General features: G+C 34.6%; 21 protein-coding genes. 15 read left to right on the top strand and 6 right to left on the bottom strand.

The window, feature by feature from the left end; all coding sequences use genetic code 11:
• Positions 1-7 precede the first annotated feature (7 nt).
• The 10 genes from ACTJJ9_RS17100 to ACTJJ9_RS17055 all read left to right on the top strand — a co-directional run bounded on the left by ACTJJ9_RS17100 (position 8) and on the right by ACTJJ9_RS17055 (position 13,806).
• The gene (locus tag ACTJJ9_RS17100) at positions 8-2,059 is read left to right on the top strand and encodes a glycosyl hydrolase 115 family protein (protein WP_145582503.1); all 2,052 of its coding nucleotides are present in this window, start codon (positions 8-10) and stop codon (positions 2,057-2,059) included.
• Between the two features lie 91 nt (positions 2,060-2,150).
• The gene (locus tag ACTJJ9_RS17095; RefSeq protein ID WP_145582502.1) at positions 2,151-2,789 is read left to right on the top strand and encodes a YesL family protein; all 639 of its coding nucleotides are present in this window, start codon (positions 2,151-2,153) and stop codon (positions 2,787-2,789) included.
• 92 nt (positions 2,790-2,881) lie between these two features.
• Complete coding sequence (locus ACTJJ9_RS17090) at positions 2,882-4,192, top strand: extracellular solute-binding protein (protein WP_145582501.1); 1,311 nt, start codon at positions 2,882-2,884, stop codon at positions 4,190-4,192.
• A 29-nt stretch (positions 4,193-4,221) separates the two neighbouring features.
• Entirely contained in the window at positions 4,222-5,256 is a 1,035-nt protein-coding gene (locus tag ACTJJ9_RS17085; protein WP_095302000.1) for a glycoside hydrolase family 88/105 protein, read from the top strand.
• 35 nt (positions 5,257-5,291) lie between these two features.
• Positions 5,292-5,972 carry a rhamnogalacturonan acetylesterase gene (locus tag ACTJJ9_RS17080; RefSeq protein ID WP_145582500.1) on the top strand — a complete coding sequence of 227 codons (681 nt, stop codon included), beginning with the start codon at positions 5,292-5,294 and terminating at the stop codon, positions 5,970-5,972.
• 107 nt (positions 5,973-6,079) lie between these two features.
• The gene (locus tag ACTJJ9_RS17075) at positions 6,080-8,071 is read left to right on the top strand and encodes a beta-galactosidase (RefSeq protein ID WP_145582499.1); all 1,992 of its coding nucleotides are present in this window, start codon (positions 6,080-6,082) and stop codon (positions 8,069-8,071) included.
• Positions 8,072-8,318: 247 nt separating this feature from the next.
• Positions 8,319-9,734, top strand: coding sequence for a glucuronate isomerase (uxaC, locus tag ACTJJ9_RS17070; protein WP_145582498.1), 1,416 nt, complete (start codon positions 8,319-8,321; stop codon positions 9,732-9,734).
• A 41-nt stretch (positions 9,735-9,775) separates the two neighbouring features.
• On the top strand, positions 9,776-10,780 hold the full coding sequence (locus ACTJJ9_RS17065; RefSeq protein ID WP_145582497.1) for a LacI family DNA-binding transcriptional regulator: 1,005 nt from the start codon (positions 9,776-9,778) through the stop codon (positions 10,778-10,780).
• Between the two features lie 73 nt (positions 10,781-10,853).
• Complete coding sequence (locus tag ACTJJ9_RS17060) at positions 10,854-12,332, top strand: tagaturonate reductase (RefSeq protein WP_145582496.1); 1,479 nt, start codon at positions 10,854-10,856, stop codon at positions 12,330-12,332.
• Positions 12,316-13,806: an altronate dehydratase family protein gene (locus ACTJJ9_RS17055; protein WP_145582495.1), complete on the top strand. Its 1,491-nt coding sequence runs from the start codon at positions 12,316-12,318 to the stop codon at positions 13,804-13,806. The genes ACTJJ9_RS17060 and ACTJJ9_RS17055 overlap by 17 nt, the downstream gene beginning before the upstream one ends.
• Before the next feature lie 172 nt (positions 13,807-13,978).
• Here the strand turns inward: ACTJJ9_RS17055 and nadE are convergent, their stop codons facing one another.
• From nadE to ACTJJ9_RS17025, 6 genes are all read right to left on the bottom strand, one after another.
• Positions 13,979-14,800: an ammonia-dependent NAD(+) synthetase gene (nadE, locus tag ACTJJ9_RS17050; RefSeq protein WP_145582494.1), complete on the bottom strand. Its 822-nt coding sequence runs from the start codon at positions 14,798-14,800 to the stop codon at positions 13,979-13,981.
• Between the two features lie 4 nt (positions 14,801-14,804).
• Positions 14,805-15,428, bottom strand: coding sequence for a nicotinate (nicotinamide) nucleotide adenylyltransferase (nadD, locus tag ACTJJ9_RS17045; RefSeq protein ID WP_145582493.1), 624 nt, complete (start codon positions 15,426-15,428; stop codon positions 14,805-14,807).
• A 60-nt stretch (positions 15,429-15,488) separates the two neighbouring features.
• Entirely contained in the window at positions 15,489-16,970 is a 1,482-nt protein-coding gene (locus ACTJJ9_RS17040; protein ID WP_145582492.1) for a nicotinate phosphoribosyltransferase, read from the bottom strand.
• Positions 16,971-17,022: 52 nt separating this feature from the next.
• Positions 17,023-17,571, bottom strand: a complete 549-nt coding sequence (locus ACTJJ9_RS17035; protein ID WP_145582491.1) for a cysteine hydrolase family protein — start codon at positions 17,569-17,571, stop codon at positions 17,023-17,025.
• Between the two features lie 24 nt (positions 17,572-17,595).
• On the bottom strand, positions 17,596-18,375 hold the full coding sequence (locus ACTJJ9_RS17030) for an NUDIX hydrolase (RefSeq protein WP_145582490.1): 780 nt from the start codon (positions 18,373-18,375) through the stop codon (positions 17,596-17,598).
• Between the two features lie 352 nt (positions 18,376-18,727).
• Positions 18,728-19,447, bottom strand: a complete 720-nt coding sequence (locus tag ACTJJ9_RS17025) for a 3-ketoacyl-ACP reductase (protein ID WP_095302012.1) — start codon at positions 19,445-19,447, stop codon at positions 18,728-18,730.
• Between the two features lie 350 nt (positions 19,448-19,797).
• Here ACTJJ9_RS17025 and glnA point away from each other — a divergent pair, with 350 nt between their 5' ends.
• The 5 genes from glnA (at position 19,798) to ACTJJ9_RS17000 (ending at position 26,402) form a co-directional block, all read left to right on the top strand.
• Positions 19,798-21,162, top strand: a complete 1,365-nt coding sequence (glnA, locus tag ACTJJ9_RS17020; protein ID WP_440768774.1) for a type I glutamate--ammonia ligase — start codon at positions 19,798-19,800, stop codon at positions 21,160-21,162.
• Between the two features lie 231 nt (positions 21,163-21,393).
• On the top strand, positions 21,394-23,130 hold the full coding sequence (locus ACTJJ9_RS17015) for a glycosyltransferase family 2 protein (protein WP_145582489.1): 1,737 nt from the start codon (positions 21,394-21,396) through the stop codon (positions 23,128-23,130).
• A gap of 102 nt (positions 23,131-23,232) precedes the next feature.
• Complete coding sequence (locus ACTJJ9_RS17010) at positions 23,233-24,516, top strand: nucleotide sugar dehydrogenase (protein WP_145582488.1); 1,284 nt, start codon at positions 23,233-23,235, stop codon at positions 24,514-24,516.
• On the top strand, positions 24,513-25,475 hold the full coding sequence (locus tag ACTJJ9_RS17005) for an NAD-dependent epimerase/dehydratase family protein (RefSeq protein ID WP_145582487.1): 963 nt from the start codon (positions 24,513-24,515) through the stop codon (positions 25,473-25,475). The genes ACTJJ9_RS17010 and ACTJJ9_RS17005 overlap by 4 nt, the downstream gene beginning before the upstream one ends.
• A gap of 186 nt (positions 25,476-25,661) precedes the next feature.
• Positions 25,662-26,402, top strand: a complete 741-nt coding sequence (locus ACTJJ9_RS17000) for a hypothetical protein (protein ID WP_440768773.1) — start codon at positions 25,662-25,664, stop codon at positions 26,400-26,402.
• Positions 26,403-26,627: the final 225 nt, after the last annotated feature.

The following is a 26,627-nucleotide window of genomic DNA, read 5'->3' as shown; positions in this document are numbered from 1 at the left end:
AAGACTAATGTATAGTGGCAAATCCTTTATCTTCAATAAGGAAACGTATTTAGATTATCAAGGACCTGAACTGAAAAGTGTTTACCATTTTATGAAAGTCTTGATTCGAGATAAGGACAAAGTTTTTCAAGTGAAAAGTACTGAGGTAAAAACAACGATATTATTCCAATTTGATGAGCGGAATGTCCACAATTTGAAAAGGGAACAATTCCATATCCGATTTTCTAACGATTTGACTGAAATGAAAGTCGTTGCACCAGATGAATTAGGAATCATATATGGAATTCTCCATTTAAGTGAAAAATATCTTGGAGTTGATAAGTTTTGGTTTTGGAATGATTGTGAACCAACTATAAAGAAAATGGTAAAAATTCCGTCAGATCCCTATTTTTCTGATGTACCTAAAGTAAGGTTCAGAGGATGGTTCATCAATGATGAGGTGCTTATTTCAAAATGGAAACATAACAATTCAAATACTTATGTATGGGAAATGGTATTTGAAGCACTGTTAAGATGCCACGGTAATATGGTTATCCCAGGAACAGATATTGAAGATCCTACTTATAAAAAAATTGCTATTGAAATGGGATTATGGATTACACATCACCATGCAGAGCCACTTGGGGCAAAAATGTTCAATAGAGTTTTCCCAGAACATAATGCTTCTTATATTGAAAACGAAGACTTATTCAAAAAGCTATGGAAAGATGCAATTATTGAACAACAAAATGACAAGGTCATATGGAATATTGGATTTAGAGGACAAGGAGACCGGCCATTTTGGGTTGACGATCCAACGTTTGATACTGATGAGAAACGCGGAGCACTCATATCAAAAATTATGAGAGATCAATACGAAATGATTGCTGAATATCAAAAAGAACCGATCTGTTGTGTGAATTTGTATGGGGAAATTACTGAATTGTACAAAAAGGGATTACTTGACTTGCCAGATGGAGTTATTAAAATATGGGCTGATAGTGGATATGGAAAGATGGTATCTAGAAGACAAGGAAACCATAATCCAAGAATCCCTTCAACCCCTGTCAAGGATGATCCTGGACCACATGGTATTTACTATCATGTAACATTTTATGATTTGCAAGCTTCTAATCATCTTACAATGCTGCCGAACGATACAAACTTTGTAAACGATGAACTAAGTCAGGCTTTTGAACACAATATGTGTGAATTTTTAATTGTTAACTGTGGCAATATTCGACCACACCTCTATTTTTTAGACTTTGTTAGTCAATTATGGGATAAAGGAAAAATAAATTCTTATGAATTTCTAAAGGGATATGTTTTGCGGTACAATCCATCCTATTCAAAAGAAATGTCTAACTATATTCAAGACTTCTTTCATGCTGTAGTCCAGTATGGCGATCATGAAGATGAACGAGCTGGGGAGCAGTTTTATCATTTTTCAATTCGAAATCTTGCAAATCAATGGGTCATTTCTAATGGGAAAGAAAGTGCGAAAAATTTATATTGGGCAACAGGCAAAGCTGACTTAACTGAGCAATTTGATTGGTTCAAAAATAAAGTCAAATCTAAATTACCTCTATGGGAAGCATTATTGGAAAAAGGTAAAGCTTTCGTAGAAGATGCAAGAAATATCGAACAACAAAGACTTAACGATCAATTGCTCATCCAGGTGCAGATTCATAAGAATGGGTGCAAGGCTCTCTACTGTTTTGCGGAAGCATTTGAGAAATTCAAATCTAAAAATTATATAGAAGCGTATGTACTTGTAAATATGGCGATAGAAGAGATAAAAGAATCTGAAAAGATGATGAAGAACCCAAAAAATGAAAAATGGAAACGATTTTACGATAATGATTGTTTAACAAATGTTGCATTAACTAATTATACTTTAGAAACAGTTAGGCGATTTTTAAGAATGTACGGAGATGGACCTTCCTTTTACAATTGGGAAAAGAGATATCTTACAAGTGTTGAGGAAAGCTCGGTAATGCTACTGACGAATAAATCAAAACAATTGTCAGACGATAATTTGATTAAAAAGCTTAAAGAGAAAGGGAAATCTTTAGTTTAAGAACATTTATGCTAAGTAAATAGTAGTTTAAGTGAATTAGCAAGCTAAAAATTAGTTTAGAATATACATTGGAATTTATGGGGGGAAGAAAATGGAGACATCAGGATTTTTTGGCGGTTTAAATAGTTTATTCGAATGGATTACTAGACTTGCGTTTTTAAACCTATTATGGATAGCTTTCACCGCCTGTGGACTTGTCATCTTTGGGTTTTTCCCTTCCACAGTTGCAATGTTTGCGGTTGTTCGTAAATGGGCATTAGGTGATTTACATGTCCCAATTTTTAAAACCTTTTGGGATTCTTATAAAAAAGAATTCATGAAAAGTAATATTCTTGGGGTTTTAATTGGCTTGATTAGTTTCGTATTATGTTTGGATTACCTTTACTTAAGGCAGGCATCAGATGAAATTTATCAGTTATTCTCAGTTCCTTTACTGATTGTGATTATTCTCTTTATTTGTATGTTACTTTATATATTCCCTATGTATGTCCATTATGAAATGAAAGCAGTTCAAATAATAAAAAACTCATTTTTCGTCATTATTATGAATCCAATTTCTACTTTCATCATGTTAATAGGTACGCTTGGATTAATATTCTTACTGACTTTTGCACCGCCTCTAACTATCGTTATTAGTGGTAATGTTATCGCATTAGCGATCGTAAAACCAGCAATCAACAGTTTCAATAAAATAAATAGGAAGTATAAATTGATGCAACAACAGGCGTAAGAAAAATAGATTTATAAACTTTCTTAATGAAATATCAATAATATTACACTTGTGTTCTTTTCTTGTTTAATTTAGCTTAAAAACAAGGGGGAATGGAAGTGAAGAAATTTTTTCTAATACTCTTAGTTTATGTACTACTATCTACTACTACTTCCTGTAGTTTTAATAACCAATCTACATTAAATTACGATAACAATGCAGAGGATAAAATTACAATTAGAGTTGCTTGGTGGGGAACTCAACCAAGGAACGAATATACAACTAAGATCATTGAACTTTATGAACAAAGGAATCCAAATGTGAATATCGAATCTGAGTTTGAGGATTGGGATAATTATTGGAACATGCTGGAACCAATGGCGGCTGCAAACCAGCTTCCGGACGTCATTCAAATGGATATTGCCTTTTTAGCTCAATACGGTGAAAAGGGATTGCTGGAGGATTTAACCTATTATATAGAAAATGACATCATTGATAGTTCAAATATTCAACAAAGTGTATTAAATAGTGGCAAAATATCAGAAAAATTGTATGGGTTTACAATTGGTATTAATGCCCTATCAGTTATATCAAATGATGAGCTATTAGAAAAAGCACAGGTGGAAATTGATGATCGAAATTGGACTTGGGAGGACATGGTTCAAATTGCTATGAAAATAAAAATGAATGCTGGTGTGTATGGATCAAATGGAATGAATCCACCAGACATTTTTTTCCCTTATTATTTACGGACAAAAGGGGAGCAATTTTATAAGGAAGATGGCACAGGCTTAGCCTATACAAATGATCAATTATTTGTTGATTACTTTAAATTACAATTAAGATTAATAGAAGAAGGAGCTTTTCCAACTCCTGATATCGGAATGACTGTAAGAGGAATTGAAGAGGATTTTATTGTAAAAGGAACCTCAGCTATAACTTGGAATTATTCGAATCAATTACTTGCTTTTGATCAAATAACAGATTCACCTCTATCACTTCATTTACCGCCAGAAAATGACCGACAAAAAGCACTATTTTTAAAACCGAGCATGATGTTATCAATTCCAAAGACTTCAAAGGTAAAAGTGGAAGCTGCAAAGTTTATCGATTTTCTCGTAAATAATATTGAGGCAAATAAAATGATGAATGGCGAGCGAGGGATTCCTGTATCATCAAAGGTTGTTGAGGCGATTAAACCTGAGCTTTCAAAAAGTGAATTAAAAATTATGGAATATGTCGAAGAAACGACAAAATTGACTGATGATTTTTATTCACCAGATCCAATTGGTAGTGCAGAAGTAATGGAGGTCCTCACAGATATTTCTGACCAAATCTTGCTGAAAAAAATAACACCTGAAGAGGGAGCAAAGAGTTTTCGAAAAAAGGCAGTAGGAATTCTAAAATTGAACAATAAATCATAATGGAGAATGAGCAAATGGAGGAATTAATAATGGCAAAACTAGAATTCGATGAGATGTTAATTGAGGAAATAATCGATAAAGTTGTCAAACGTACTTTTCAAATGGATTTTAGTTGGGATTGGCCAGGTGGTGTCGCTTTTTATGGAGTTGCCGAAGCATATGAAGCGACTGGCAAACAAGAATATATTGATTTATTACAGGGATGGGTCGATGAATGGCTTGAAGATGGGTTACCAAAGCTATCAATTAATGGGGTATCTATCGGCCACACATTGATAACGTTATATCAAGTAACAGAGGATGAGAAATATTTAAATGTAATTAAAGACATGGCAGAATATTTAAAAAATGATGCGCCGCGTTTTGCAGATGGTATTTTTCAGCATACTGTTAATTCTGTGAAGGATGTATTTCCTGAGCAAGCATGGGTAGACACGATGATGATGGCAGGTTTGTTTTTAGTTAGAGTTGGAAAATTATTAAACCGTGAAGATTATTTTGAAGATGGCTTAAAGCAATACCATGGTCATGAAGACTTCCTACAGGATCCTGTGACAAATTTATATTATCACGGCTGGGACAATATTGCGAAAAATCATATGTCCTCAATTTATTGGGCCCGTGGAAATGGCTGGGCAGCCTTAACAATGGCTAAAGCGTTGGAATTAGTCGAAGTTCAGCATCCTTCATATATGATTATTGATTGTTCATTAAGAGATCAATTAAGTGCTTTAGTGAGATTGCAGGATGAATCTGGATTATGGCATACAATAGTTAATGATCCATCTTCATACCTAGAGGTTTCGGGATCATCTGCTATTGCTGCAGCACTAATTACGAGAGGTACTCTTTATAATAAGTACATTCAAAAATCAATCGCTGGAATTTTACAAGAAATTGAAGAAGATGGTAAAGTGTCCAAAGTATCTGCTGGTACAGCAGTTATGAATGACGCTGATGGATATAAAAATGTACCTTACAAGCGAATACAAGGTTGGGGACAAGGATTAACACTTGTATTTTTAGCGGAATTATTAAAATCTAGCAAGCAAATCTATCGTTAATTTCTCGAATGAAGGCTTTTATTTGGAGGGACATAATGGTTCAATCTAGTACAATATCAATCTATTTAGCAGGTGATTCAACAGTTGCTAACTGTCCGGAGCATGAGGCGCCAATGGCAGGCTGGGGTCAAGTGTTTCAATCTTTTTTTAACGATCATGTCGTTGTGCATAATGAAGCAATGGGAGGAAGAAGTTCAAATAGCTTTATTGAAGAAGGAAGACTTAAATCAATTCTTGAACGCATCCAAGAGGGAGATTATTTATTTATTCAATTCGGACATAATGATCAAAAATCATATGGAACGGAACCATTTACAACCTATCAAATAAGCTTACAGAAATATATAAATGGAGCGAGAGAAAAGAAAGCAATTCCGATACTGCTTACCTCTGTGCATCGAAGAAAATTTAATAAGCTTGGTGAAATTGAAAATACTTTAGGTGAATATCCAAACGCCATGATTGATTTGGCTAAAAAGCTAGATGTACCTTTAATTGACCTATGGAAAAAAACGAAACTACTTTATGAAACACTTGGAGTTGAAAAATCAAAGGAGCTTTTTACCATTTTTCCGCCGAATGTGGAGCCAAACTATCCCGAGGGAATTGAAGATAATACGCATTTCTCGATAAACGGTGCAACGAAGGTAGCACAACTAGTTATCGAAGGAATTAGAGAATTAAAGATTCCTCTTTGTAAATATGTCGTTCAATAACCACGGTAGCGTGGTTATTCCTTTTTATCTCATTTCATTAGCAAAATTATCTAATGTTGCTAAGTAATAAGTTTAAGTAAGGATGCGTTAAAAAAGGAGGGAAAATAATGACTAAAAAATTATATCACGGTGCTGCTTATTATCCGGAGCTTTGGGACGAAGAAGTCATTGAGCAAGATATAAAATTAATGAAAGAAGCAGGAATTAATGTTGTAAGAATGGGAGAGTTTGCCTGGTCATCCATTGAAAAGGAAGAAGGTCATATTGATGTAAGTTTTTTTGTCGAAATAATAAATCGACTTTATCATCATGGGATTGAAACGATTTTTTGTACGCCGACTGCTACTCCGCCAATTTGGCTATCTTATCAACACCCGGAAAGAATGTATGTAGACAATGAAGGGAGAGTCATGGGACATGGCTCAAGACAGCATGTTTGTACAAACAATCCTTGTTTTCGTGAAAAGGCATCAATAATAACTGAACAATTAGCTTCACATTTAGGGAACCTTGATGGTGTAATTGGTTGGCAAATTGATAATGAGTTTAAGTGTCATGTTGGTGAATGTATGTGTAATATATGTAAAACCCTTTGGCATCAATGGTTGGAACAACGTTATCAGACAATCGAACAATTGAATAAAGCATGGGGAACTCATATTTGGAGCCAATATTATCATAGCTTTGAGCAAATTCCTCAACCAAGTGCAACACCTTTTTTACATAACTCGTCTTTACAAACGATGTATCAATTATTTTCGTATGAAAAAATTGCGGAGTTTTCAGATGAACAGGCTTCTATTATTCGCAAGCATTCGACAGCACCGATCACACATAATGGTGGAACGTTTTTTCATGTTAATAATGAGAGATTATATGAATCTTTAGATTTCGCTTCCTTTGATACGTATGCTGATTATAAAAATTATTCAGCTTATTTATTTAATTGTGATCTGTGGAGAAATTTTAAGTCTAGCAGAAATTATTGGGTTATGGAAACAAGTCCTTCTTATAGTGCTTCACTTGAAAGTTATGCCATTCCACATCCAAATGATTACTTAAAGGCAGAAGCTGTTGCTTCATATGCTCTTGGTGGTGAAGGCTTTTGTTATTGGCTTTGGCGCCAACAAAGAACAGGCTGTGAACAGCCTCATGGCTCAGTAATTAGTGCTTGGGGTAAACCGACAATTGGCTTTGAAAATGTAAAAAAAGTAGAAAAGGCAAGGAAAGAAATAGAAGATTCAATAATAGCAACAACACCTATGCAAGCGGAAATTGCGATAACCTATTCAGATAATGCGAGAGCTTTTATGAAAACAGAACCACACCAAAACTTAAATTATCGAAATTTAATCATCGATTTCTACAAAAATATATTGCAGCTCGGCTATCATCGAGATTTAATTCCAGAAGGAGCAACTTTAAAAGGATACAAAGTCCTTTTTACTCCGTTTATTCCATATTTATCAGATGAATATCTAGCTAAAGCTGAAGCATTTGCTAAAAACGGCGGTGTCTGGATAGTAGGTCCTCTGACAGGTGGAAGAACAGAGCATCATACCATTCATACAAATGCTGCATTAGGAAAGCTTGACGAGCTTGCAGGAGTAGAAACCCTTTATTCTTATCCATTCGATGGTACTGGTTCCGTCGGAGAATTTAAGGGAGTGAAAGCTTCATTAAGTTTATGGAGCTCACTTTTTCACCCTATTGATGCAAAGGTGATGGGAACACTTACAGAAGGTATTTCCATTGGAAAGGCATTTATAACTGAACGTAATATAGGAAATGGAAAAATCGTTATGCTTGGCTCTTTACCTACTGGAGATGAAGGTGAGCTTTTACTAAAAACAATTATTAACCATTATGCTAATGAACAAGGTGTTACGGTGAAGGCACAAGTTACTGAAGGGACAATTATTGTGCCGAGACAAGGAAACGGATATTTACTTTGGGTTATCGTAAATATGGATGGAAAGAGTGGAAAGGTACAACTACCTTATAATGGAACAAATGTCCTGACAGGAAAGTCCGTTGAAAAAGGAGAGCATTTTATTAATGGCTATGACTATCAAATAGTGAAATTTGGTCAGGATTAATGAGCAAGGGTAGGAGCAAATATGTTCCTACCCTTGCTGTATTTTCGTTCAAAAGGGGAATAGGTTCAATTGAGTATGAGCACTTTTGTATACATTTACCATTTATTAAAAATAGATGATAAAATAAAAAATTAGCAATTGATCCCATTATGTATCTAATTTATAATATAATTAAATGTTCACGTGTGCAAAAAAAGATTTACTTACATTTGTTCACGTGTGCAATTTTTAAAGGGGATGAATAAAAATGAAGCCATTTATGGGAGAAAATTTTTTATTGTCAAACGATGTTGCTGTTACTTTATTCCATGAGCATGCAAAAGATTTACCGATAATTGATTACCATTGTCACCTTAGCCCAAAAGAAATTTTTGAAAATAAACAGTTTCATAATATAACAGAGGCGTGGTTATATGGGGATCATTACAAATGGAGAGCCATGAGAGCAAATGGGATTTCAGAGGAATATATTACAGGTTCTGCAAGTGATTATGAGAAATTTTTAGCTTGGGCGAAAACAGTACCAATGACGATAGGAAATCCATTGTATAATTGGACTCATTTAGAACTACAACGTTTTTTTGGTATCAATGAAATATTAAATGAAAAAACTGCACCGATGATTTGGGAAAAAGTGAATCAATTATTAAGTCAAGAGGATTTTTCGGTAAGGGCTTTAATTAAAAAGTCGGGTGTTGAAGTGATTTGTACAACTGATGATCCTGTAGATGAATTAGAATATCATCAAATGTTAAGGAAAGAGGAAAATTTTGATACAAAGGTATTACCAAGCTTCCGACCTGACAAAGGATTGGAAATCAATCGAGATGGATTTGTTACATGGGTGGAAAGATTAGCGATTGTTTCTGGTAATGCAATCAATGATTATCATGATTTTTTATCCTCTCTAGAATCGAGGATTGAGTTTTTTCACGAATTAGGTGGAAGGGTATCGGATCATGCAATTGATGTTATGATGTTTACCGAAACGACTAAGGAAGAGGTAAATCAAATTTTCTGTAAGGCATTAAGTGGTGAAAAAGTAACACTTGATGAGGAACAAAAATATAAATCGTTTACTCTCGTATTTCTTGGTGAAAAATATGCTAGCTTAGGTTGGGCGATGCAGTTACATATTAATGCACTTAGAAATAATAATAAAAGGAAGTTAGCAGAACTAGGGCCTGATACAGGATTTGACTGTATGAATGATGATTTAATTGCAAAGCCTCTAGTTCAATTCCTTGACAGCTTAGAACAGAAGCATTCATTGCCAAAAACGATTCTATATTCCCTTAATCCACGAGATAATCATGTATTAGCAAGTATCATTGGCAGTTTTCAAGGGGATGGAGTTCCAGGAAAAATGCAATTTGGTACAGCATGGTGGTTTAATGACCAGAAGGATGGAATGTTGGATCAAATGAAGGCTCTTGCAAATATCGGATTATTTAGTCAATTTATCGGTATGCTTACGGATTCTAGAAGTTTTCTTTCTTATACAAGACATGAATATTTTAGAAGACTAGTATGTAACTTGATAGGTGAATGGGTGGAAAATGGTGAAGTACCAAATGATCCTGACTTATTAGGAAGCATTGTAAAAGGGATATCATATGATAACGCGAGAAATTACTTTCAGTTTTCGAAGGTAACAGTATGATATTCTAGGTTAAAAGGATGTTTAAGGTAGGTTTATAATAAATGGCTGTAACGATAAAGGATATCGCTAAAATAGCGAATGTATCACATACAACAGTTTCACGGGCATTAAACAATAGCCCATTAATTAAAGAAAAGACAAAGAAGAAAATAATGGAAATAGCAAAGGAGCTTAATTATTCTCCAGATGTTCATGCTAGAAGCTTAGTCTTACAAAAGTCCTATACGATCGGTTTATTTTTTACGAGTCTTTCTAATGGAACATCATCAAGCTTTTTAGCTGAAACGATTAAAGGAATCAATGATGTGATTGATAAAAACTATCATATTGTAATTAGAGGTACTGAGGATTATCATGATTATTCAGCAATCTCTAGTAAGAGGTTTGATGGAATTATTTTGATGAGTCAAAGTGACGCGGACAATCCATTTATTGATGATGTTGTCAAAAAGGAGATTCCTCTAGTTGTTTTAAATCGTCATGTTGAGCACGAAAATATTGTCAACATCCTCTCAAATGATCGTGAAGGAGCTTTTCAAGCAGCTAATTTATTTATAGAGTTTGGCCATACAAATATTGCGATTATTGAAGGGACTTCTCAATTTCGTTCATCTAAGGAAAGAAAATCTGGCTTTATTCAAGCACTAAAAGCGAAGAAGATTCCAGTTCGAAGTGATTATATGGTGCAAGCAAATTATGATATGGAAAGCGGTTATGAGGCAATGAAGAGGCTATTGGTATTGCAACAGCCTCCAACCGCTGTATTTTGTTCAAATGATGATATGGCAATAGGTGCAATGAAAGCAATCTATGAAGCAGGATTAACTGTACCAAATGATATGTCGATTATCGGATTTGATGATATAGGTTTTTCACAATATACGATACCAGCCCTTACAACAGTAAAACGACCTATTGAAAAGATAAGTCAAGTTGGAGCAGAAAAGCTAATGGCAATGATCGAAAAGGAAAAGTCACAAAAAAATTCTTGCTTTTTACCAACTCATCTCGTAAAACGCCAATCTGTAATGAGACCGCAAAGTTAATTAGTAGACCGCAAATTGCGGTTTGCTTTTTACAGTATTGTTAACGTGTGCATTAATAAAAGGAGGTATTCTATTGGAACAATTATCAGCTAATATTGTACAAAACGAGTATGAACAATATCCTGAAAGAGTTATCCAATTTGGCACAGGAAATTTCTTGAGAGCGTTTTTGGATTGGCAGGTCCATGTTATGAATCAACATCAATTATTTCGTGGTCGAATCGTTGTTGTCCAATCAACTAAAAGCGGAACAGTTCAAACGATTAATCAACAAGATGGATTATATACAATCTATTTGCAAGGAATAAAAGAAAATAATCCTGTGAGTGAACATGAGGTAGTAAAAAGTATTAGCAGGGGAATCAATATTACGAATGAATATGAAGAATATGTAGCTCTTGCTTCAAATCCAGATTTACGTTTTATCTTTTCAAATACGACGGAGGCGGGTATTTCATTTTATCGTGATGATACGTTAGATAAGCCACAAAGTAGTTTTCCAGGTAAATTAACGGCATTTCTTTATAAACGGTACCAAGTTTTTAATGGTGATAAATCAAAAGGCTTTATCATTTTTCCATGTGAGCTAATTGAGAATAATGGGGCTGAATTAAAAAGAATAATCGTGGAATATGCACGTTTATGGAAGTTAGATGAAGCCTTTATCTCCTGGTTAAATGAAGCTAATACATTTTGTAATACATTAGTCGATAGAATTGTTCCAGGATTCCCTAAAGATTCGATTGATAAAAAAATAACAGAGCTGGGATATAAGGATGAATTAATTGTTGTAGGTGAGCAATTTCATCTATTTGTCATCGAAGGACCGGAATATATTAAAGAGGAATTTCCTGCTGAGCTAGTTGGGTTAAATGTTCATGTTGTCAATGATTTACGACCTTTCAGATTGAAAAAAGTGAGGCTATTAAATGGGGCACATACATTAATCTCGCCTGTAGCTTACTTAATTGGTTTAAACACAGTTTATGAGGCAGTTACTACAGAATTGTCAAAGAACTTTATTGATCATGTCTTATATAAAGAAATTGTTCCCACTTTGCCATACAATGAACAAGAAGTGTTAGACTTTGCTAATGATGTGATGAATCGGTTTAAAAATCCATTTATTAAACATTACTTAACTAGCATATCATTAAATTCAATTGCAAAATTTAAGGCAAGAGTCGTGCCAACTTTGAAAGATTATTTAGATAAATATGAAACAGTTCCAAAAGGAATTCTTTTCTCACTTAGTGCACTCCTTTTATTTTACCGAGGAAAGCGAGAACATGAAGAAATTCCACTTGTTGATGATGAATACGTAATAAAGCAATTTCATAATGCTTGGGACAAATATGAGAATGAAAAGCTATCACTTGAACAAGTAGTAACAATTGTTCTTTCCGATGAACGGCTTTGGGGAGTCGATTTAAGTGAAATCAATAAATTAGTCGATACAGTTACAGATTTTCTTAATAGAATGATAGAAAAGGGAGTACAGGAAGCGCTTATTTTATTTTTAAAGGGTGAGATTAATGAAAGCGTTTATTAAAATCCATGAGCAGGATAATGTAGTTGTTGCTGTAAGAAAACTAGAAATAAATGAAGAGATTGTTGTGAATGATTGTTCTATTCAAATAAAAGAGGTAATCGAAAAAGGTCATAAAGTTGCAATAACTAGAATATTACATGGTGAAAATGTTATTAAGTATGGATTTCCAATAGGTCATGCAACGAAAAATATTGAACAAGGTTGTTTAGTACACACTCATAATACAAAAACGAATTTATCAGGTGTTGAAGAATATGAATATCATCCAGTTTTCCGACCTATTCCATTTAAAAATGAATATAGGACCTTTAAGGGCTATTGCAGACAAAATGGTGAAGTTGGGATTCGTAATGAACTTTGGATAGTTCCAACAGTAGGTTGTGTAAATGGCATCGCTGATCAAATCATCCGAGAGTTTAAAAATCGTGTTGGAGATATAGCACCTTTCGAACATATCCAGGTTTTAAAGCATAATTATGGATGCTCTCAGTTAGGTGATGACCATATCAATACGAGAACAATTTTATTAAATGCAGTAAAACACCCTAATGCAGGTGGAGTGCTAGTATTAGGACTTGGCTGTGAAAATAATGACATTGAAGAATTTAAAGAAGCATTAGGGGATTACAATACATCGCGAATTAAGTTTTTACGCTCACAAGAGGTATCCGATGAAGTAGAAGAGGGTGTAAATAGGTTACTTGAAATTTTTGAAGATGCGAAAGATGACCATCGAGAGGATGTGCCACTTTCAGAATTAAAAATAGGCTTAAAGTGTGGTGGCTCTGATGGATTTTCAGGAATTACAGCAAATCCACTTCTAGGAAGGCTTTCAGATTTTCTTGTTTCGCAGGGTGCTACAACTGTATTAACAGAAGTACCTGAAATGTTTGGGGCGGAAAAGATCCTTATGGAACGAGCAATCAATGTGGACATATTCGATAAAATTGTCGAGCTAATTAATGATTTTAAACTTTATTTTCAAGCACATAATCAACCAGTATATGAAAATCCCTCCCCAGGAAATAAGGCAGGAGGAATTACGACCTTAGAGGATAAATCACTTGGCTGCACCCAAAAAGCAGGTATTGCACCTGTAGTGGATGTATTAAAATACGGAGAGGTCCTACAAACAAAAGGGCTAAACTTACTAAGTGCGCCAGGAAATGACCTGGTTGCTTCTACAGCTTTAGCTGCTTCAGGATGTCAGCTTGTTCTATTTACAACAGGGAGAGGGACTCCATTTGGTACCTTTGTTCCAACTATGAAAATTTCAACAAATACACAATTATATGAAACAAAGCGTCATTGGATTGATTTTAATGCAGGTACTCTTATAGAGCAGCAATCACATGATGATTTATTACAAGAGTTTATTACGTATATTATTCAAGTAGCTAGTGGTGAATATGTGAATAATGAAAAGAATGATTTTAGAGAAATAGCAATATTTAAAACAGGAGTAACTTTATAAAAATAAAAAAGAAGATGGTGTTTATACAAATGCCATCTTCTTTTTTATTTATAATAATATTATTATGTAAACTAATTCTTTTTATTAAGAAAATACTACCTCAAAACCTCCAAAATCAAATGGGGAAATCCCATTTTCAGATAAGGAGAGTTTAGAGGTAGCAATCTTTAGATTATTTCCACCAATTATCAAACATTGTCGCAGGAAGCTCACGTTTATGCTGTGTTAATATATAGCGTTTTTCGATTTTTTCTGCAACATCTTCTGGTACTTCTTTTCCTTCTAAGTAATCATCTAATTGATCATAAGTAATACCGAGTTCTGTCTCATCAGCTTGTTGTGGAGTATTGTCGAGTAAATCTGCTGTTGGTGTCTTTAGATAAAGTCGTTCAGGTGCATTTAATTCGATTAACAGGCTTTTCCCTTGACGTTTTGTAAGTCCTGTAAGCGGGAGAAGGTCTGCGCCGCCATCACCGTATTTTGTGAAGAAACCTGTAACAGCTTCTGCTGCATGATCAGTACCAATTACTAATAGACCGTTTTGCCCGCCAAATGCGTATTGTGTAATCATTCGAACTCTAGCCTTAACATTACCTTTATTAAAATCAGATAGTGATTCTTTTGCTGTTTCTAAATAGCTTTTTGAAAATGCATCAACAGTATTTAAAATATCGAACGAAATGCTCTCATCTGGTTTGATAAAAGATAAAGCAAGCTGTGCATCGTCCTCATCCTTTTGAATGCCATACGGGAGTCTAACGGCAATAAATTTTGCGTCATATCCTTCGTTTCTTAATTCCTCTACAGCAATTTGAGCAAGGCGACCAGCAAGGCTGGAATCCTGACCACCGCTAATACCTAATACAAAGCCTTTAGCACCGGTTTTTTTAAAATAGTTTTTCAAAAAAGATACTCGGTTTTGAATTTCTTCTTTCGGATCAATTGACCCTTTAACATTCAACTCATTCATAATTTTTTCTTGATAGCTACGCATTTGATCATTCCTCCGTTTGATATAATCCATGGTCTTTAATGTATTGATAGCATGCTTCTGGAAGTAGGTAACGCGGTTCTCCACCTAGTGAAAATTCTTCTCTAATATAGCTAGAACTGATTTCCATCGCTAGTCCTTTATCAATTAAATGAAATGTTTCACCGTCATCGTTATTGCGTAATATAGGTGAGCTGCTTATTGCTTTTAACATATCAATTCCATCTCTTGCCATGACGATAAATTTATTTTCCTTTACTAGCAGTTCTGAATTTCCCCACTTACCTTTTCCGATATCTATGAGCAAATCAGCACCCATAATAAAATATATCGTATCATTTATAAATTTTTTTTTGAAATATTTCAATGTTTCGTACGTAGAAATATTCCATGCATTTTGCTTCATTTCGTAATTATCAGCAGTAAATTTATCGTTGTCTTGAATGGCTAACTGAAGCATATTCCAACGATGCTGGTCAGCTGTTTGCATTTGTTTATCCTTACGTTTATTAGAGCAAGGTAAGAATATAACTTTGTCAAGCCTACAACGGTGTTGGATCGTACTAGCCGTCCAAAGATGAACATTTGTAACAGGATCAAATGATGAACCATAAATGCCGATTTTGGCCATTTTTCTCCCTCCAAAGCAAGGATTAATATATCAATTTTAGAAGGGAGTAGGAAGGGAAGGCTATTCCTTACTCCGTTTTGCAATCATTTCAGATACTTTTTGTCTTACTTCATCGATGTTTCGCATCTTGTTGTCCCAGCACTCTTGGCTAAGGTCTACTGGATATTCCTCTGGGTGAAGTGAGCGTTTATATTCATCCCATAGTAGTTGTAAATTCTTTTTAGTGTATGCTTGCATTTCTTCTAATGAAGGGGTGTCATAAACAAGTTGACCGTTATTAAAGATCATTTGATGTAATTCTTTTGCTTCAAAATTAGTTACAAATTTACTTATAAATGTATGAACTGGGTGGAACATTTTTATTCTTTCTTCTTTTTCAGGTGTTTCATGTTGAAGAGTAATATAATCACCTTCAGATTTGTTGTTTAATCGATTAATAATTCGATATACTTTTTTAAGACCAGGTGTAGAAACCTTTTCTGGATTTCCACTAATTTTTATCGTATCGATCATTTGCCCATTATCGTCTTCAATTGACACTAATTTATATACCGCACCTAATGCAGGCTGGTCAAATGCAGTAATAAGTTTTGTTCCGATTCCCCAAATGTCAATTTTTGCACCTTGAGATTTTAAATTCATTATCGTTTCTTCATCTAAATCATTTGATGCGATAATTTTCGTATCGTAAAAACCAGCATTGTCTAACATCTTTCTAGCTTCTTTACTTAAATAAGCAAGGTCACCACTGTCAAGACGTATGCCTTTAAAAATTATTTTGTCTCCCAACTCCTTCGCAACTTTAATAGCATTTGGAACGCCAGATCGTAATGTATCATACGTGTCAACGAGAAATACGCATTCCTTATGTCGTTCAGCATATTTGTGAAAGGCAACATATTCGTCCTTATACGCTTGGATAAATGCATGTGCATGTGTTCCAGAGACAGGGATGCCAAATAATTTTCCTGCTCGTACATTTGATGTAGCATGGAAACCACCAATATATGCTGCTCTTGTACCCCAAATCGCAGCATCTAATTCCTGTGCACGACGTGTTCCGAATTCCATAAGAATATCATCACCAGCTACATGTTTAATACGTGCAGCTTTTGTTGCGATTAATGTTTGGTAGTTCACAATGTTTAGTATCGCTGTTTCAATCAATTGAGCTTCAGCTAACGGTGCCTCAATTCGGATAATAGGCTCATTTCCGAATACCATTTCGCCTTCAACGACAGAATAAACGGTTCCAGTAAAACGTAGATCCTTTAAATAATTTAAAAAGTCATCATCATATCCTAAATCATTTTTTAAATAATTCAAATCAGACTCACTAAAGTGGAAATTTTCAAGATATTGTATGATTCTTTCAAGACCAGCAAAAACGGCGTACCCATTTCCAAAAGGAAGTTTACGAAAGTAGACTTCAAAGACAGCTTTTCGTTCGTGAATACCGTCATCCCAATACGATTCTGTCATATTAATTTGATATAAATCTGTGTGTAAGGCGAGACTATCGTCTATATAATTGTTATTCATTCTATTATCCTCCAGTACATTCTTTCACATTAGGTCACTTTATAAGTGAATGCTAGATAACTTGTGCGTTTAAACAGTTTTTAAAGTGATTAAGTGCCCATTCATGACCTTGCCCGTTAAAGCTAGCGCATGCCTTTTCGTGAATGACAAGTTTATAACCTCTATTGTAAGCATCAATTGCAGTGTGTAGTACACAAATATCAGTGCATACACCAACTAAATGTAATTCGGTAATGTTTCGTTCCCTTAGCTTAATTTCTAGATTTGTACCGGCAAAAGCACTATATCTCGTTTTATCCATCCACATAACATGCGGAAAATCTTTGTTATTCAAATATAGCTGATTTAATTCGCCATATAAATGTCGGCCATTTGTATCTTTCATATTGTGAGGGGGGAATAGCTTAGCTTCTGGATGAAATGGATCATTTTCAAGATGCATGTCAATGGCAAAAACGACGAAATCACCAGATTTTATAAAATCATTTGTAATTGTAACAAGGTCTTTTTCAATGTCCTGACCAGGCTTTCCACATGTTAAAGCACCATTATCATCAACAAAATCATAGGTATAATCAATATTAATTAAGGCTCTATTCATTTTTAGCCCTCCTATTTATATCATTTAATATCTTGCTGTATAAATTGGTTTTACTATATTTACGTCATCTATAAATTGGTATAATTGTGTTGGCGTTTTTGACGTTCTCTGTGTTTTTTGTCCAGGAACTTCTTTAATAAAAGGTAGAGATTTGATTTTCCTTGCAAATGCTTGATCACTAGTAATACCAGAATCATTTGTTACAGTCTTTAATACAGCCTGTAATTCAGAATACGTAAATTGGTCTGGTAAAAAGCTTTTAGCTATTGTTGTATGGAGTAAATCATGCTTTATTACCTTTATCGCATCCTCGATGATTTGACGGTGATCAAATGCTAAATCAAGTGTTAAAACATCATCAATCGAGAACAATTTTACATCATCTGCATCATCATTTGCTTTTCGTTTCGCAAGGGCATGTTCTGGAACGATTGCATAGTGTGCATTCGATATAATCCAGCCACGAGGATCTCTTCCGGGTTTATCATATACGTTATAATGTTTAATGTGGATACTGCTTACACCTGTTTCCTCCTCAAGCTCGCGTTTTGCTGCTTCAAATGCAGATTCATCAGGCTGAACAAACCCTCCAGGTAAAGCCCATTTGCCTGCTTCAATATTCGGTAAACCTTCAGCGTTTAATTTGGATCGTTTAATTAGCATCACCATCAATGTCATGAGAGGTGGTTTAAAATCTCCAAGCTTTGATGAAAGGATGGTGAAAACAGCAATATCTGATGTGTAACCATCTGGGGTTCGAAATAAACTAGAATCATATTGCTTTAATGCATCATGGTTAGACATAGTTCTGCATCTCCTACAAGTTTTTAATTAACTAAGTGTTAATTGTTAATAGTATTATATGCTAACTTTTTCACAATGTCTACAAAAAATGAGAAAAAAATTGGAAAGAAGAAAAGGGGATAGATAGGGAGGTACCTTTTTAGTGTATGGATTTTGAAAAATAATATTAGGAGTACTTAGAAACAGACATTTCTTTTCTTAGAACAACTCAAATACACACATGTTTTCAAGTTTTAACATGTTGCTTTTTTATTTATTAGAAGGAGCTCGTAATATTGTTTAATAGTAAAAGGAAAAGACTGCCTCTTAAAAAGAAACAGCCATGTTCATTAAGGATTATCAATTTAACATTTTATGGATTTGTGGACCAAAGTCCTGCAGATTTAATAAAGACACGAGGATGAAGCTTTAATTGAGCAACAATAAATTCCGCCAAATCTTCAGGCTGCATGACTTTCTCTGGATTACCATCTGTTAGATTTTCTTTATATGCTAATTCTGTTGCAACAGTACTTGGAGTTAATGCTGTCACACGAATATTATGTTTGCGAACTTCTAGAGCTAGTGATTCAGTTAAACCTAATAGACCAAATTTAGATGCGCTGTAAGCACTTGTCACTGGTGCACCTTTTTGTCCAGCAGTAGAGGAAATGTTAATAATATCTCCACCATTTTTCTCAATTAATTGTGGCAATACGGCACGAGTCACATAATAAACGCCCATAAGGTTTACATCAATTATTCGTTTCCATTCCTCAGGTTCAAGCTCGAGGAACTTACCAAATTTACCTGTACCTGCATTATTAATTAAAATGTCAACTGAACCTAATTCATTTTTTAGCTTCTCAATAGCTTTATTGACCTCATCTATTGATGAAACATCTGCAGTTGCATAAGCAGTTTTCACACCAAAAGCGTCAAGTTCCTTCTTTACATTAAGTAAATCATTTTCTGTACGTGCTAATAAAGCGATATGTACACCTTCTTGTGCAAGGGCGATTGCGGTTGCTTTGCCAATTCCCTTACCAGCACCTGTTACAAGTGCAACTTTACCTTTTAAAGATTGAGCCATTATCATTACTCCTTTCAATATGTATGTGCATATTCATTTATACCGAGTAACGATTATAAAGTCAAAGAAACTGCTTTTCATTTTTTGTTTATACTTATATATCTACGGTAGACGGATATCTTTATATTTATACGAAATTGATAATGAATATACAGATTTCGCTCTATATTTCTACTAAAATCTGAGAGAAGATGCCAATTATCTTAAATGTTCTTTAAGTGTAACCGCTTTCTGCTATAAAATTATAAAAATACAGAAAATTTTAATAGAAAGCCCTTGTCAAATAGTGTCGGTTTTCATATAATAAATTCATGTTATTTAATTCGACATTGAATGAGAGGTTTTGTGACATGGTTGAAGCGGTTATTTCAAAAGAGAAAAATGAAACAGAAGTTATAGCTCAAATAAAAGAAACGATGAAAGTTAAAAATGTTGAACTAATTCATCTGCAATTTGTTGATATTGAAGGCATTCTTAAAAGTATTACAGTTACAGGTGAGCAAATCGACGATGTTGTTGAAGGAAAGCAAATGTTCGATGGTTCATCTATTAAAGGATTTTCTCCTATCAATAAATCAGATCTTTATTTAGTTCCAGACCTTTCAACATTTGCTGTTCTTCCGTGGACAGTAGAGGAAGATTATTCTGAAGCAAGATTTATTTGTTCTGCAACAAACCCTGATGGAACACTTTTTGAAGGTGATACACGTAATGTGTTAAAGAAGACAGTTGAACGTGCTGCTGAAAAAGGTTACACAATTTCAGTAGGGCCTGAGTTAGAGTTCTTCTTATTCAAAACAGATGAAAACGGAAATCCGACAATTGAATTAGGAGATAACGGAGGCTATTTCGAACCTTCACCAAAGGATTTAGGTGAGCGTGTAAGATTAGAAATCTATCGTGCCTTAAAAGCGATGGGCTTTACAATCGAAGCTTCACATCATGAGGTTGCAGAAGGTCAACATGAAATTAATTTTAAATATGCTGACGCTTTAGGTGCAGCTGATTTAGCTACTACTTATAAATGGGTTGTTAAAACAATTGCACAACAATTTGGTTTACATGCGTCATTTATGCCTAAACCAGTTTTCGGAATTAACGGATCTGGCATGCACGTAAATATGTCATTCTTTAAAGATGGCGAGAATGCGTTCTTTGACCCAACTGATGAAATACAATTATCTGAAGAAGCATATCAATTTATTGCTGGACTTGTTGAGAATGTAAAAAGTTTTGCTGCTATAACAAATCCATTAGTTAACTCATATAAACGTTTAGTTCCTGGATATGAAGCGCCATGTTATATTGCATGGTCAGCATCTAACCGTTCAGCGTTAATTCGTATCCCAGCGAAAAAAGGAATGGCAACTCGTGTTGAGCTACGTTGTCCAGATCCATCTTCAAATCCATATTTAACTTTTGCGGTAATTGCTTCAGCAGGGCTTGACGGAATCGAAAAAGGACTGAAAGCTCCAGCTTCAATCAACGATGATATTTTCCATATGACTGAGGAGCGCCGTGCTGAATTAGGTATCGAAAACCTACCAGGAAGTCTTGAAGCAGCAATTGCTGAACTAGAAATGGGAGAAATCGGCCGCAAAACTTTAGGTGACCACGTTTTTGGTGAATATGTAGCTGCGAAAAAAGCGGAATGGGATAGCTATCGTACCGCAGTTCACACTTGGGAACTTGTTAACTATCAATCTAAATTTTAATTTTTATGATGACTCAACATATGTTGGGTCATTTTTTTCTGTTTCATTTTAAATAGTCACTGAGAAGTTTACCAACTTGTATGTTTACTCTTCATCAAAAGAAATTCCTCAAAAATTGAAAAATGGCATGTAATACTTTCACTTCTTACTTACTTTTCTATTATTATCGTCTAAACAATTAAAAATCTTATACATACATTAATCTAGATTCTCAACTAAGAAGGTGTTAATATGGGATTTCAATTTAATAAAAAAAAGGACGGTTCATTAAAAAGGACCATCTCAATGGAAGTCGGAACAGGAGAAGTTGAGCAGGGAACTATGTGGGAAATTGAATCTCCTAAAATTTCCTCTCCCTTTACAATTCGAAGAGATATAGAAAAAAAACTTTCGGTTGTTATTCCTGCTATGAATGAGGAGGACACACTGGAAGATGTCTTAATTGAAGTAAAAAAATTAATACCAGATGAAATTATTGTTGTTGTTAATGGTTCTACTGATAAGACTGCATTAATCGCTAGAAAATATGATGCAAAGGTTATAGAGTTTCATGATCGGATTGGCCATGATGTTGGCAGAGCTGTTGGTGCACTTCATACAGATGCAGATATTTATTTGTTTACTGATGCAGATATTCCGATTCCAGCTGAAGACTTGTATCCATTCGTCGAGGCGATTGAAAATGGAGATGATCTTGCATTAAATTCGATTTGTTGGGTAACGAGATATCCAAAACCTGATGCTCCTACGATTGACCGTGTTTTTATTAATATGGTTCAAGAACGAGAAGATTTAGGAGTTGAAAATGTCCTTACGATACCACATGCCTTTAGCAAAAAAGGGTTAGATACAATTAGTAAGGAGGCGCTTGCTAATCCACAATTAGCCAATGCACTTGCAATAGATAAAGGCTTACGAATTTCTGTACCTATTGAAATAAATGTTTTGCGTAGTAATAAGCGTCGTTCCAATCATAAAAAGGAAAAAGGCGAAATTATGTCTAAAGCGTATCAGCGCATGCATGGAGATACGATCGAGGCCATCCAATATTTACTAGATGAGTATGGAGAAAGGGGGATATATAAAGATAACTTAAAATTTAAAGCGGATAATGTTGAAAATTTAATTACCCAATGGAAGCAAATGAGTATCTCGAGAAATATTTCAATTGTTTTATCGATTTCTCCCTACACTGTTTGTTTAAGAAACTTATTAGATGAACTCGTTCAATGTGGTGTGGAAATTATTCCGGTGGTTCAAATGCCGAATTCGTTAATAGTAAGGGAATTGAGAAGATATGAACTTCCATTTGTTAAGATAAATCAGTTTATAGGGCAGCATTCAGTATTTGCTCTAGGTGCTCAGCTTGCCCAAGGAGGTATAATTGTTTTTCACGATACAAGCTCACCGATAAAACCTTGGGAGCTTGCCCCATACTATGAGGAGATTATGCAAAATAAAATAGACATGACGATTAATAATCAAGGAAGATATCTTGGGAAAATGGAGTCTATGCATACAGCACATATCGGAAATTTGTTTATGAATATTGTCGGTTCTAAAAATGAAATTGCAACCTCATCAATGCTTATTCCGCCATTTGCATTAACGAAAGAAGCCTTAGAGAGGTTAAATCCGATTACACTGATGAGTCCGATGGTTGCCCATATGAAGGCTATCCATCTTGATCTTTCTATAAAGCCGATTCATGAAATTGATTATATTGGGCGGATTACCAAGCAATATCGACCTATCATTGTTAATGAGGAAAGATTGAAAGGAGATATTTTGGAAGGTCTTGCTTATTGGAATTCACTTTACGGAATTCGTGGTGGTTTTTTTGATGAGGGAAGAAATCGTGAACTACTTACAGGTAGTAAATATCTTAAAACAAATTTTCAAAGCTGTACAAAAGTCTATGAAAATCATGATATCTCCATATTAAATGATATAACTGTCACGAAATAATAGGTTTTCCCTATTAAATCAATAAAAATAGTGTTCTGTCCCTTTCGAAATAGAGGTAATCATCATAATTTGTAAAAGAACTTTTTAGAAAGGGGCAACAATGTGAATCAAAATAACACTCAAAAAATAGCAGTAATAGGATTAGGATTTGTTGGTCTTCCTTTAGCATGTGTTTTTGCAACTAAGGGATTTAATGTAATCGGGATAGATGTCGATGCTAATAAAATCGCATCTTTAAATGAAGGAAAAAGCTATATAACAGATGTTAGTGACGATATGTTAAAAGAAGTTATGGAAACGAAGAGATTATCAGTCACTACTAATCCAGATGAAATGAAACAAGTGAATGCGATAATTATTTGTGTACCAACACCAGTTAACAGTGATAAATCTCCTAAATTAGACTATGTTACTAGCGCAGCAGAAGAAATTGCCAAAAGACTTCAACCTGGTCAATTAGTTGTTTTAGAAAGCTCAACTTTTCCAGGAACTACCCGCGATATAGTGAAACCAATCCTTGAACAAAATGGTTTAAAGGCAGGAATTGATTTTAATTTAGCGTATTCACCTGAGCGCGTTGACCCAGGAAATGATAAATATCCGATTGACAGTATCCCTAAAGTTGTTGGTGGTATTAGCGAGAAATGCAAACAGGCCATCCAAGATTTATATGCAAAAGTCTATCAAACCATTGTACCTGTTTCTTCCACTGAAGCGGCAGAGGTAACAAAATTATTAGAGAATACGTATCGATTTATAAATATATCATTTGTAAATGAGATGGCGATTTTGTGTGATGAATTAGGTGTGAATTTATGGGAAGTAATTGAAGCGGCAAGCACGAAGCCATATGGTTACCATCCATTTTATCCTGGCCCAGGTATAAGTGGGCACTGTATACCAGTCGACCCACTTTATTTACAATACGTCTTTGAACAAAAGGGAATTACAAGCCGTTTCATTCAATTGTCAGATGATATGAATAAGGAGATTGTTGAATTTATTGTTCAACGTACATTAGAACTAGCTGGTAAAGAAAAACCATCAATTTTCATTTATGGATTAACGTATAAAAAAGATGTAGCAGATATTAGAGACTCAAGGGCAGTTGATATTTTTAAACAGCTTATCTCAAGTGGAGCACAAGTTGAATATCATGACCCATTAGTTCCAGAAGTTAAGATAAATAATGAATTTAGACGTAGTATTACACTCGATAAGCATGTGTTAGAGAGTGCTGACATCGTTCTTATATTAACAGACCATTCAATGATTCCAATTGATTTTATTGTTCAACACGCAAAAGCTATTTATGATACACGTGCTGTTACAAAAGCAAATCATCTACAAGACAATGTGTATCAATTGGGGAATGGTGTCAAATGAGAGTACTAGTAACAGGTGGAGCGGGATTTATCGGATCCCATTTAGTAGAAAAACTTGTATTAAAAGAGCATGAAGTCATTGTAATTGATGACCTTTCGAATGGGTATATTGATTATTTAAATCCTATTATCCACAATAATAATTTAACGTTTATTAAAGGATCGATTCTCGAAACGGAATTGCTTGAGTCTATTGTTCCTAATGTAGACGTGGTTTATCATCTAGCGAGTGTTTTAGGTGTCAAAAATACAGTTGAAAATCCATTGAAGGTAATCGATGGAAATATAAATGGTACGAGAAAAATTTTGCAATTAGCAAATGACCATCAAGTAAAAGTAGTTTTTGCTTCAACATCTGAAATTTATGGAAAAAATACACAGCTTCCTTTTAAAGAGGATTCTGACCGAGTTTTAGGGCCTCCACAAACTCATAGATGGTGCTATGCAACTGCTAAAGCATTAAATGAGCATATTTGCTATGCGTATGCAAAACAGGGGCTAACAGTAACGGTTGTTCGCTATTTTAATACGTTTGGTCCGAGACAAACCGCCTCACAATACGGAGGTGTCATTCCGAAATTTATCACGGCAGCGTTAACAAATCAACCGATTACAGTTTATGGGGATGGAAGTCAAACGAGAAGCTTCCTATTTGTAAAAGACACTGTTGAGGCTACCTATCGTTGTATGTATCTTGAAGGCAAAAGTGAAACAATGAATATTGGAAGCACAGAAACTTTATCAATTATGGAGCTTGCCCAAAAAATTAAGGCCTTTACACAATCAAACTCTGAAATTGTCTGTATTCCATATGAAAAGGTATATGAAGATGGGTTTGAAGAAACGAAAAATCGATTACCAGACATTTCTAAAGCGAAAGATATTATTGGATTTTCACCAGTTACTTCATTTGATAAAGGCCTCCTTGAAACAATTGGATGGTATAAATCCAGGTTATAAAATTTCATTAGGAAGTGTTTGTTCGTTCACAAACACTTCCTAGTTTTTTATATAAAAAAGTAATTTGAAGATTTTTGGAATGAAATTAAGTTTTGTGAGAAAACCCTAAAAACTAATGGAAACGCCGATACCATTTTATCACGATAGGAATATAGTGGAACTAGAAAATATGAAAGGATGGTATGAATGGCGTTGTCTCCAGAGAAACGAGAAAAACTACGAACTGAATTAAAATTATTATCACTTCGAATGTCTTTGAATTTAGCAGAACAACTTGGAATTAAACCATATCCACTTACATTGCCAAAGACATCTGAACAAGAAATCGATACATCAGATGAAAGTATTGTTGAAGAATTAGAAAGTGAAGTTGAGGAAGAAGTTCAAGAATTAGAAGAATATGATACCAATGAAGTAATCGTGGATGATATGGACGATGATGAAGATGACGAATACGAAGAAGAGGAAGTCGAAGAAGAAGAGGAAGTCGAAGAAGAAGAGGAAGTCGAAGAAGAAGAGGAAGTCGAAGAAGAAGAGGAAGTCGAAGAAGAAGAGGAAGTTGAAGAAGAAGAGGAAGAGGACGAAGAAGAGGAAGAGGACGAAGAAGAGGAAGTTGAAGAAGAAGAGGAAGAGGAAGAGGACGAAGAAGAAGAGGACGAAGAAGAGGTTGCAGAAGAAATAAAAGAGTATGGTCTTACAAATAGAGATTATGAAAATGATGTTGTAGAAAATCGTTCATATCGATTGGATAAGAATATCAGCGGGTTAAGAAAAATACTTTTGCCAATGGTTAATACTCAAGTGCTTGTGGAAACATCCTCTGGAGATATTTCAGGTACTTTATTAGCAGTCATGAAGGATTATATTGTAGTCGGTTATACGGTCTACATTCCTTTAAACAAAATAGAAGTCGTGACACAATTATAAAGGAGGGGCACATGATGTATGAAAAGCAATTAATTGACGAATTGTTGCGTCAGGTAGGATCTGATATTGAGGTTAGTACAGATACTGTAGAAGTGGAAGGTTTGTTTGGATAGGCTACACTTAGTTGGACAGAATTTTTAAGGTCAAGTAGAATACTACTAATACATTTGAGGAGAATCTACATGCCTAAAAGAGAACGTCGAACTTTTACTGAAGAATTTAAGG

The sequence above is a fragment of the Metabacillus sp. 22489 genome, assembly GCF_052044855.1.
GTDB classification, from domain to species: Bacteria; Bacillota; Bacilli; order Bacillales; family Bacillaceae; genus Metabacillus; species Metabacillus niabensis.
This window is presented reverse-complemented; position numbering and strand designations above follow the sequence as displayed.

Excerpts from the sequence above, each read along its gene's own strand:
- ACTJJ9_RS17065 (WP_145582497.1), top strand. The coding sequence starts at position 9,776 with ATGGCTGTAACGATAAAGGATATCGCTAAAATAGCGAATGTATCACAT.
- ACTJJ9_RS17075 (WP_145582499.1), top strand. The coding sequence starts at position 6,080 with ATGACTAAAAAATTATATCACGGTGCTGCTTATTATCCGGAGCTTTGG.
- ACTJJ9_RS17015 (WP_145582489.1), top strand. The coding sequence starts at position 21,394 with ATGGGATTTCAATTTAATAAAAAAAAGGACGGTTCATTAAAAAGGACC.
- ACTJJ9_RS17100 (WP_145582503.1), top strand. The coding sequence starts at position 8 with ATGTATAGTGGCAAATCCTTTATCTTCAATAAGGAAACGTATTTAGAT.
- glnA (WP_440768774.1), top strand. The coding sequence starts at position 19,798 with ATGGTTGAAGCGGTTATTTCAAAAGAGAAAAATGAAACAGAAGTTATA.
- ACTJJ9_RS17040 (WP_145582492.1), bottom strand. The coding sequence starts at position 16,970 with ATGAATAACAATTATATAGACGATAGTCTCGCCTTACACACAGATTTA.
- ACTJJ9_RS17035 (WP_145582491.1), bottom strand. The coding sequence starts at position 17,571 with ATGAATAGAGCCTTAATTAATATTGATTATACCTATGATTTTGTTGAT.
- ACTJJ9_RS17000 (WP_440768773.1), top strand. The coding sequence starts at position 25,662 with ATGGCGTTGTCTCCAGAGAAACGAGAAAAACTACGAACTGAATTAAAA.
- ACTJJ9_RS17080 (WP_145582500.1), top strand. The coding sequence starts at position 5,292 with ATGGTTCAATCTAGTACAATATCAATCTATTTAGCAGGTGATTCAACA.
- uxaC (WP_145582498.1), top strand. The coding sequence starts at position 8,319 with ATGAAGCCATTTATGGGAGAAAATTTTTTATTGTCAAACGATGTTGCT.
- ACTJJ9_RS17090 (WP_145582501.1), top strand. The coding sequence starts at position 2,882 with ATGGAAGTGAAGAAATTTTTTCTAATACTCTTAGTTTATGTACTACTA.
- ACTJJ9_RS17095 (WP_145582502.1), top strand. The coding sequence starts at position 2,151 with ATGGAGACATCAGGATTTTTTGGCGGTTTAAATAGTTTATTCGAATGG.
- ACTJJ9_RS17085 (WP_095302000.1), top strand. The coding sequence starts at position 4,222 with ATGGCAAAACTAGAATTCGATGAGATGTTAATTGAGGAAATAATCGAT.
- nadD (WP_145582493.1), bottom strand. The coding sequence starts at position 15,428 with ATGGCCAAAATCGGCATTTATGGTTCATCATTTGATCCTGTTACAAAT.
- ACTJJ9_RS17005 (WP_145582487.1), top strand. The coding sequence starts at position 24,513 with ATGAGAGTACTAGTAACAGGTGGAGCGGGATTTATCGGATCCCATTTA.
- ACTJJ9_RS17030 (WP_145582490.1), bottom strand. The coding sequence starts at position 18,375 with ATGTCTAACCATGATGCATTAAAGCAATATGATTCTAGTTTATTTCGA.
- nadE (WP_145582494.1), bottom strand. The coding sequence starts at position 14,800 with ATGCGTAGCTATCAAGAAAAAATTATGAATGAGTTGAATGTTAAAGGG.
- ACTJJ9_RS17055 (WP_145582495.1), top strand. The coding sequence starts at position 12,316 with ATGAAAGCGTTTATTAAAATCCATGAGCAGGATAATGTAGTTGTTGCT.
- ACTJJ9_RS17025 (WP_095302012.1), bottom strand. The coding sequence starts at position 19,447 with ATGGCTCAATCTTTAAAAGGTAAAGTTGCACTTGTAACAGGTGCTGGT.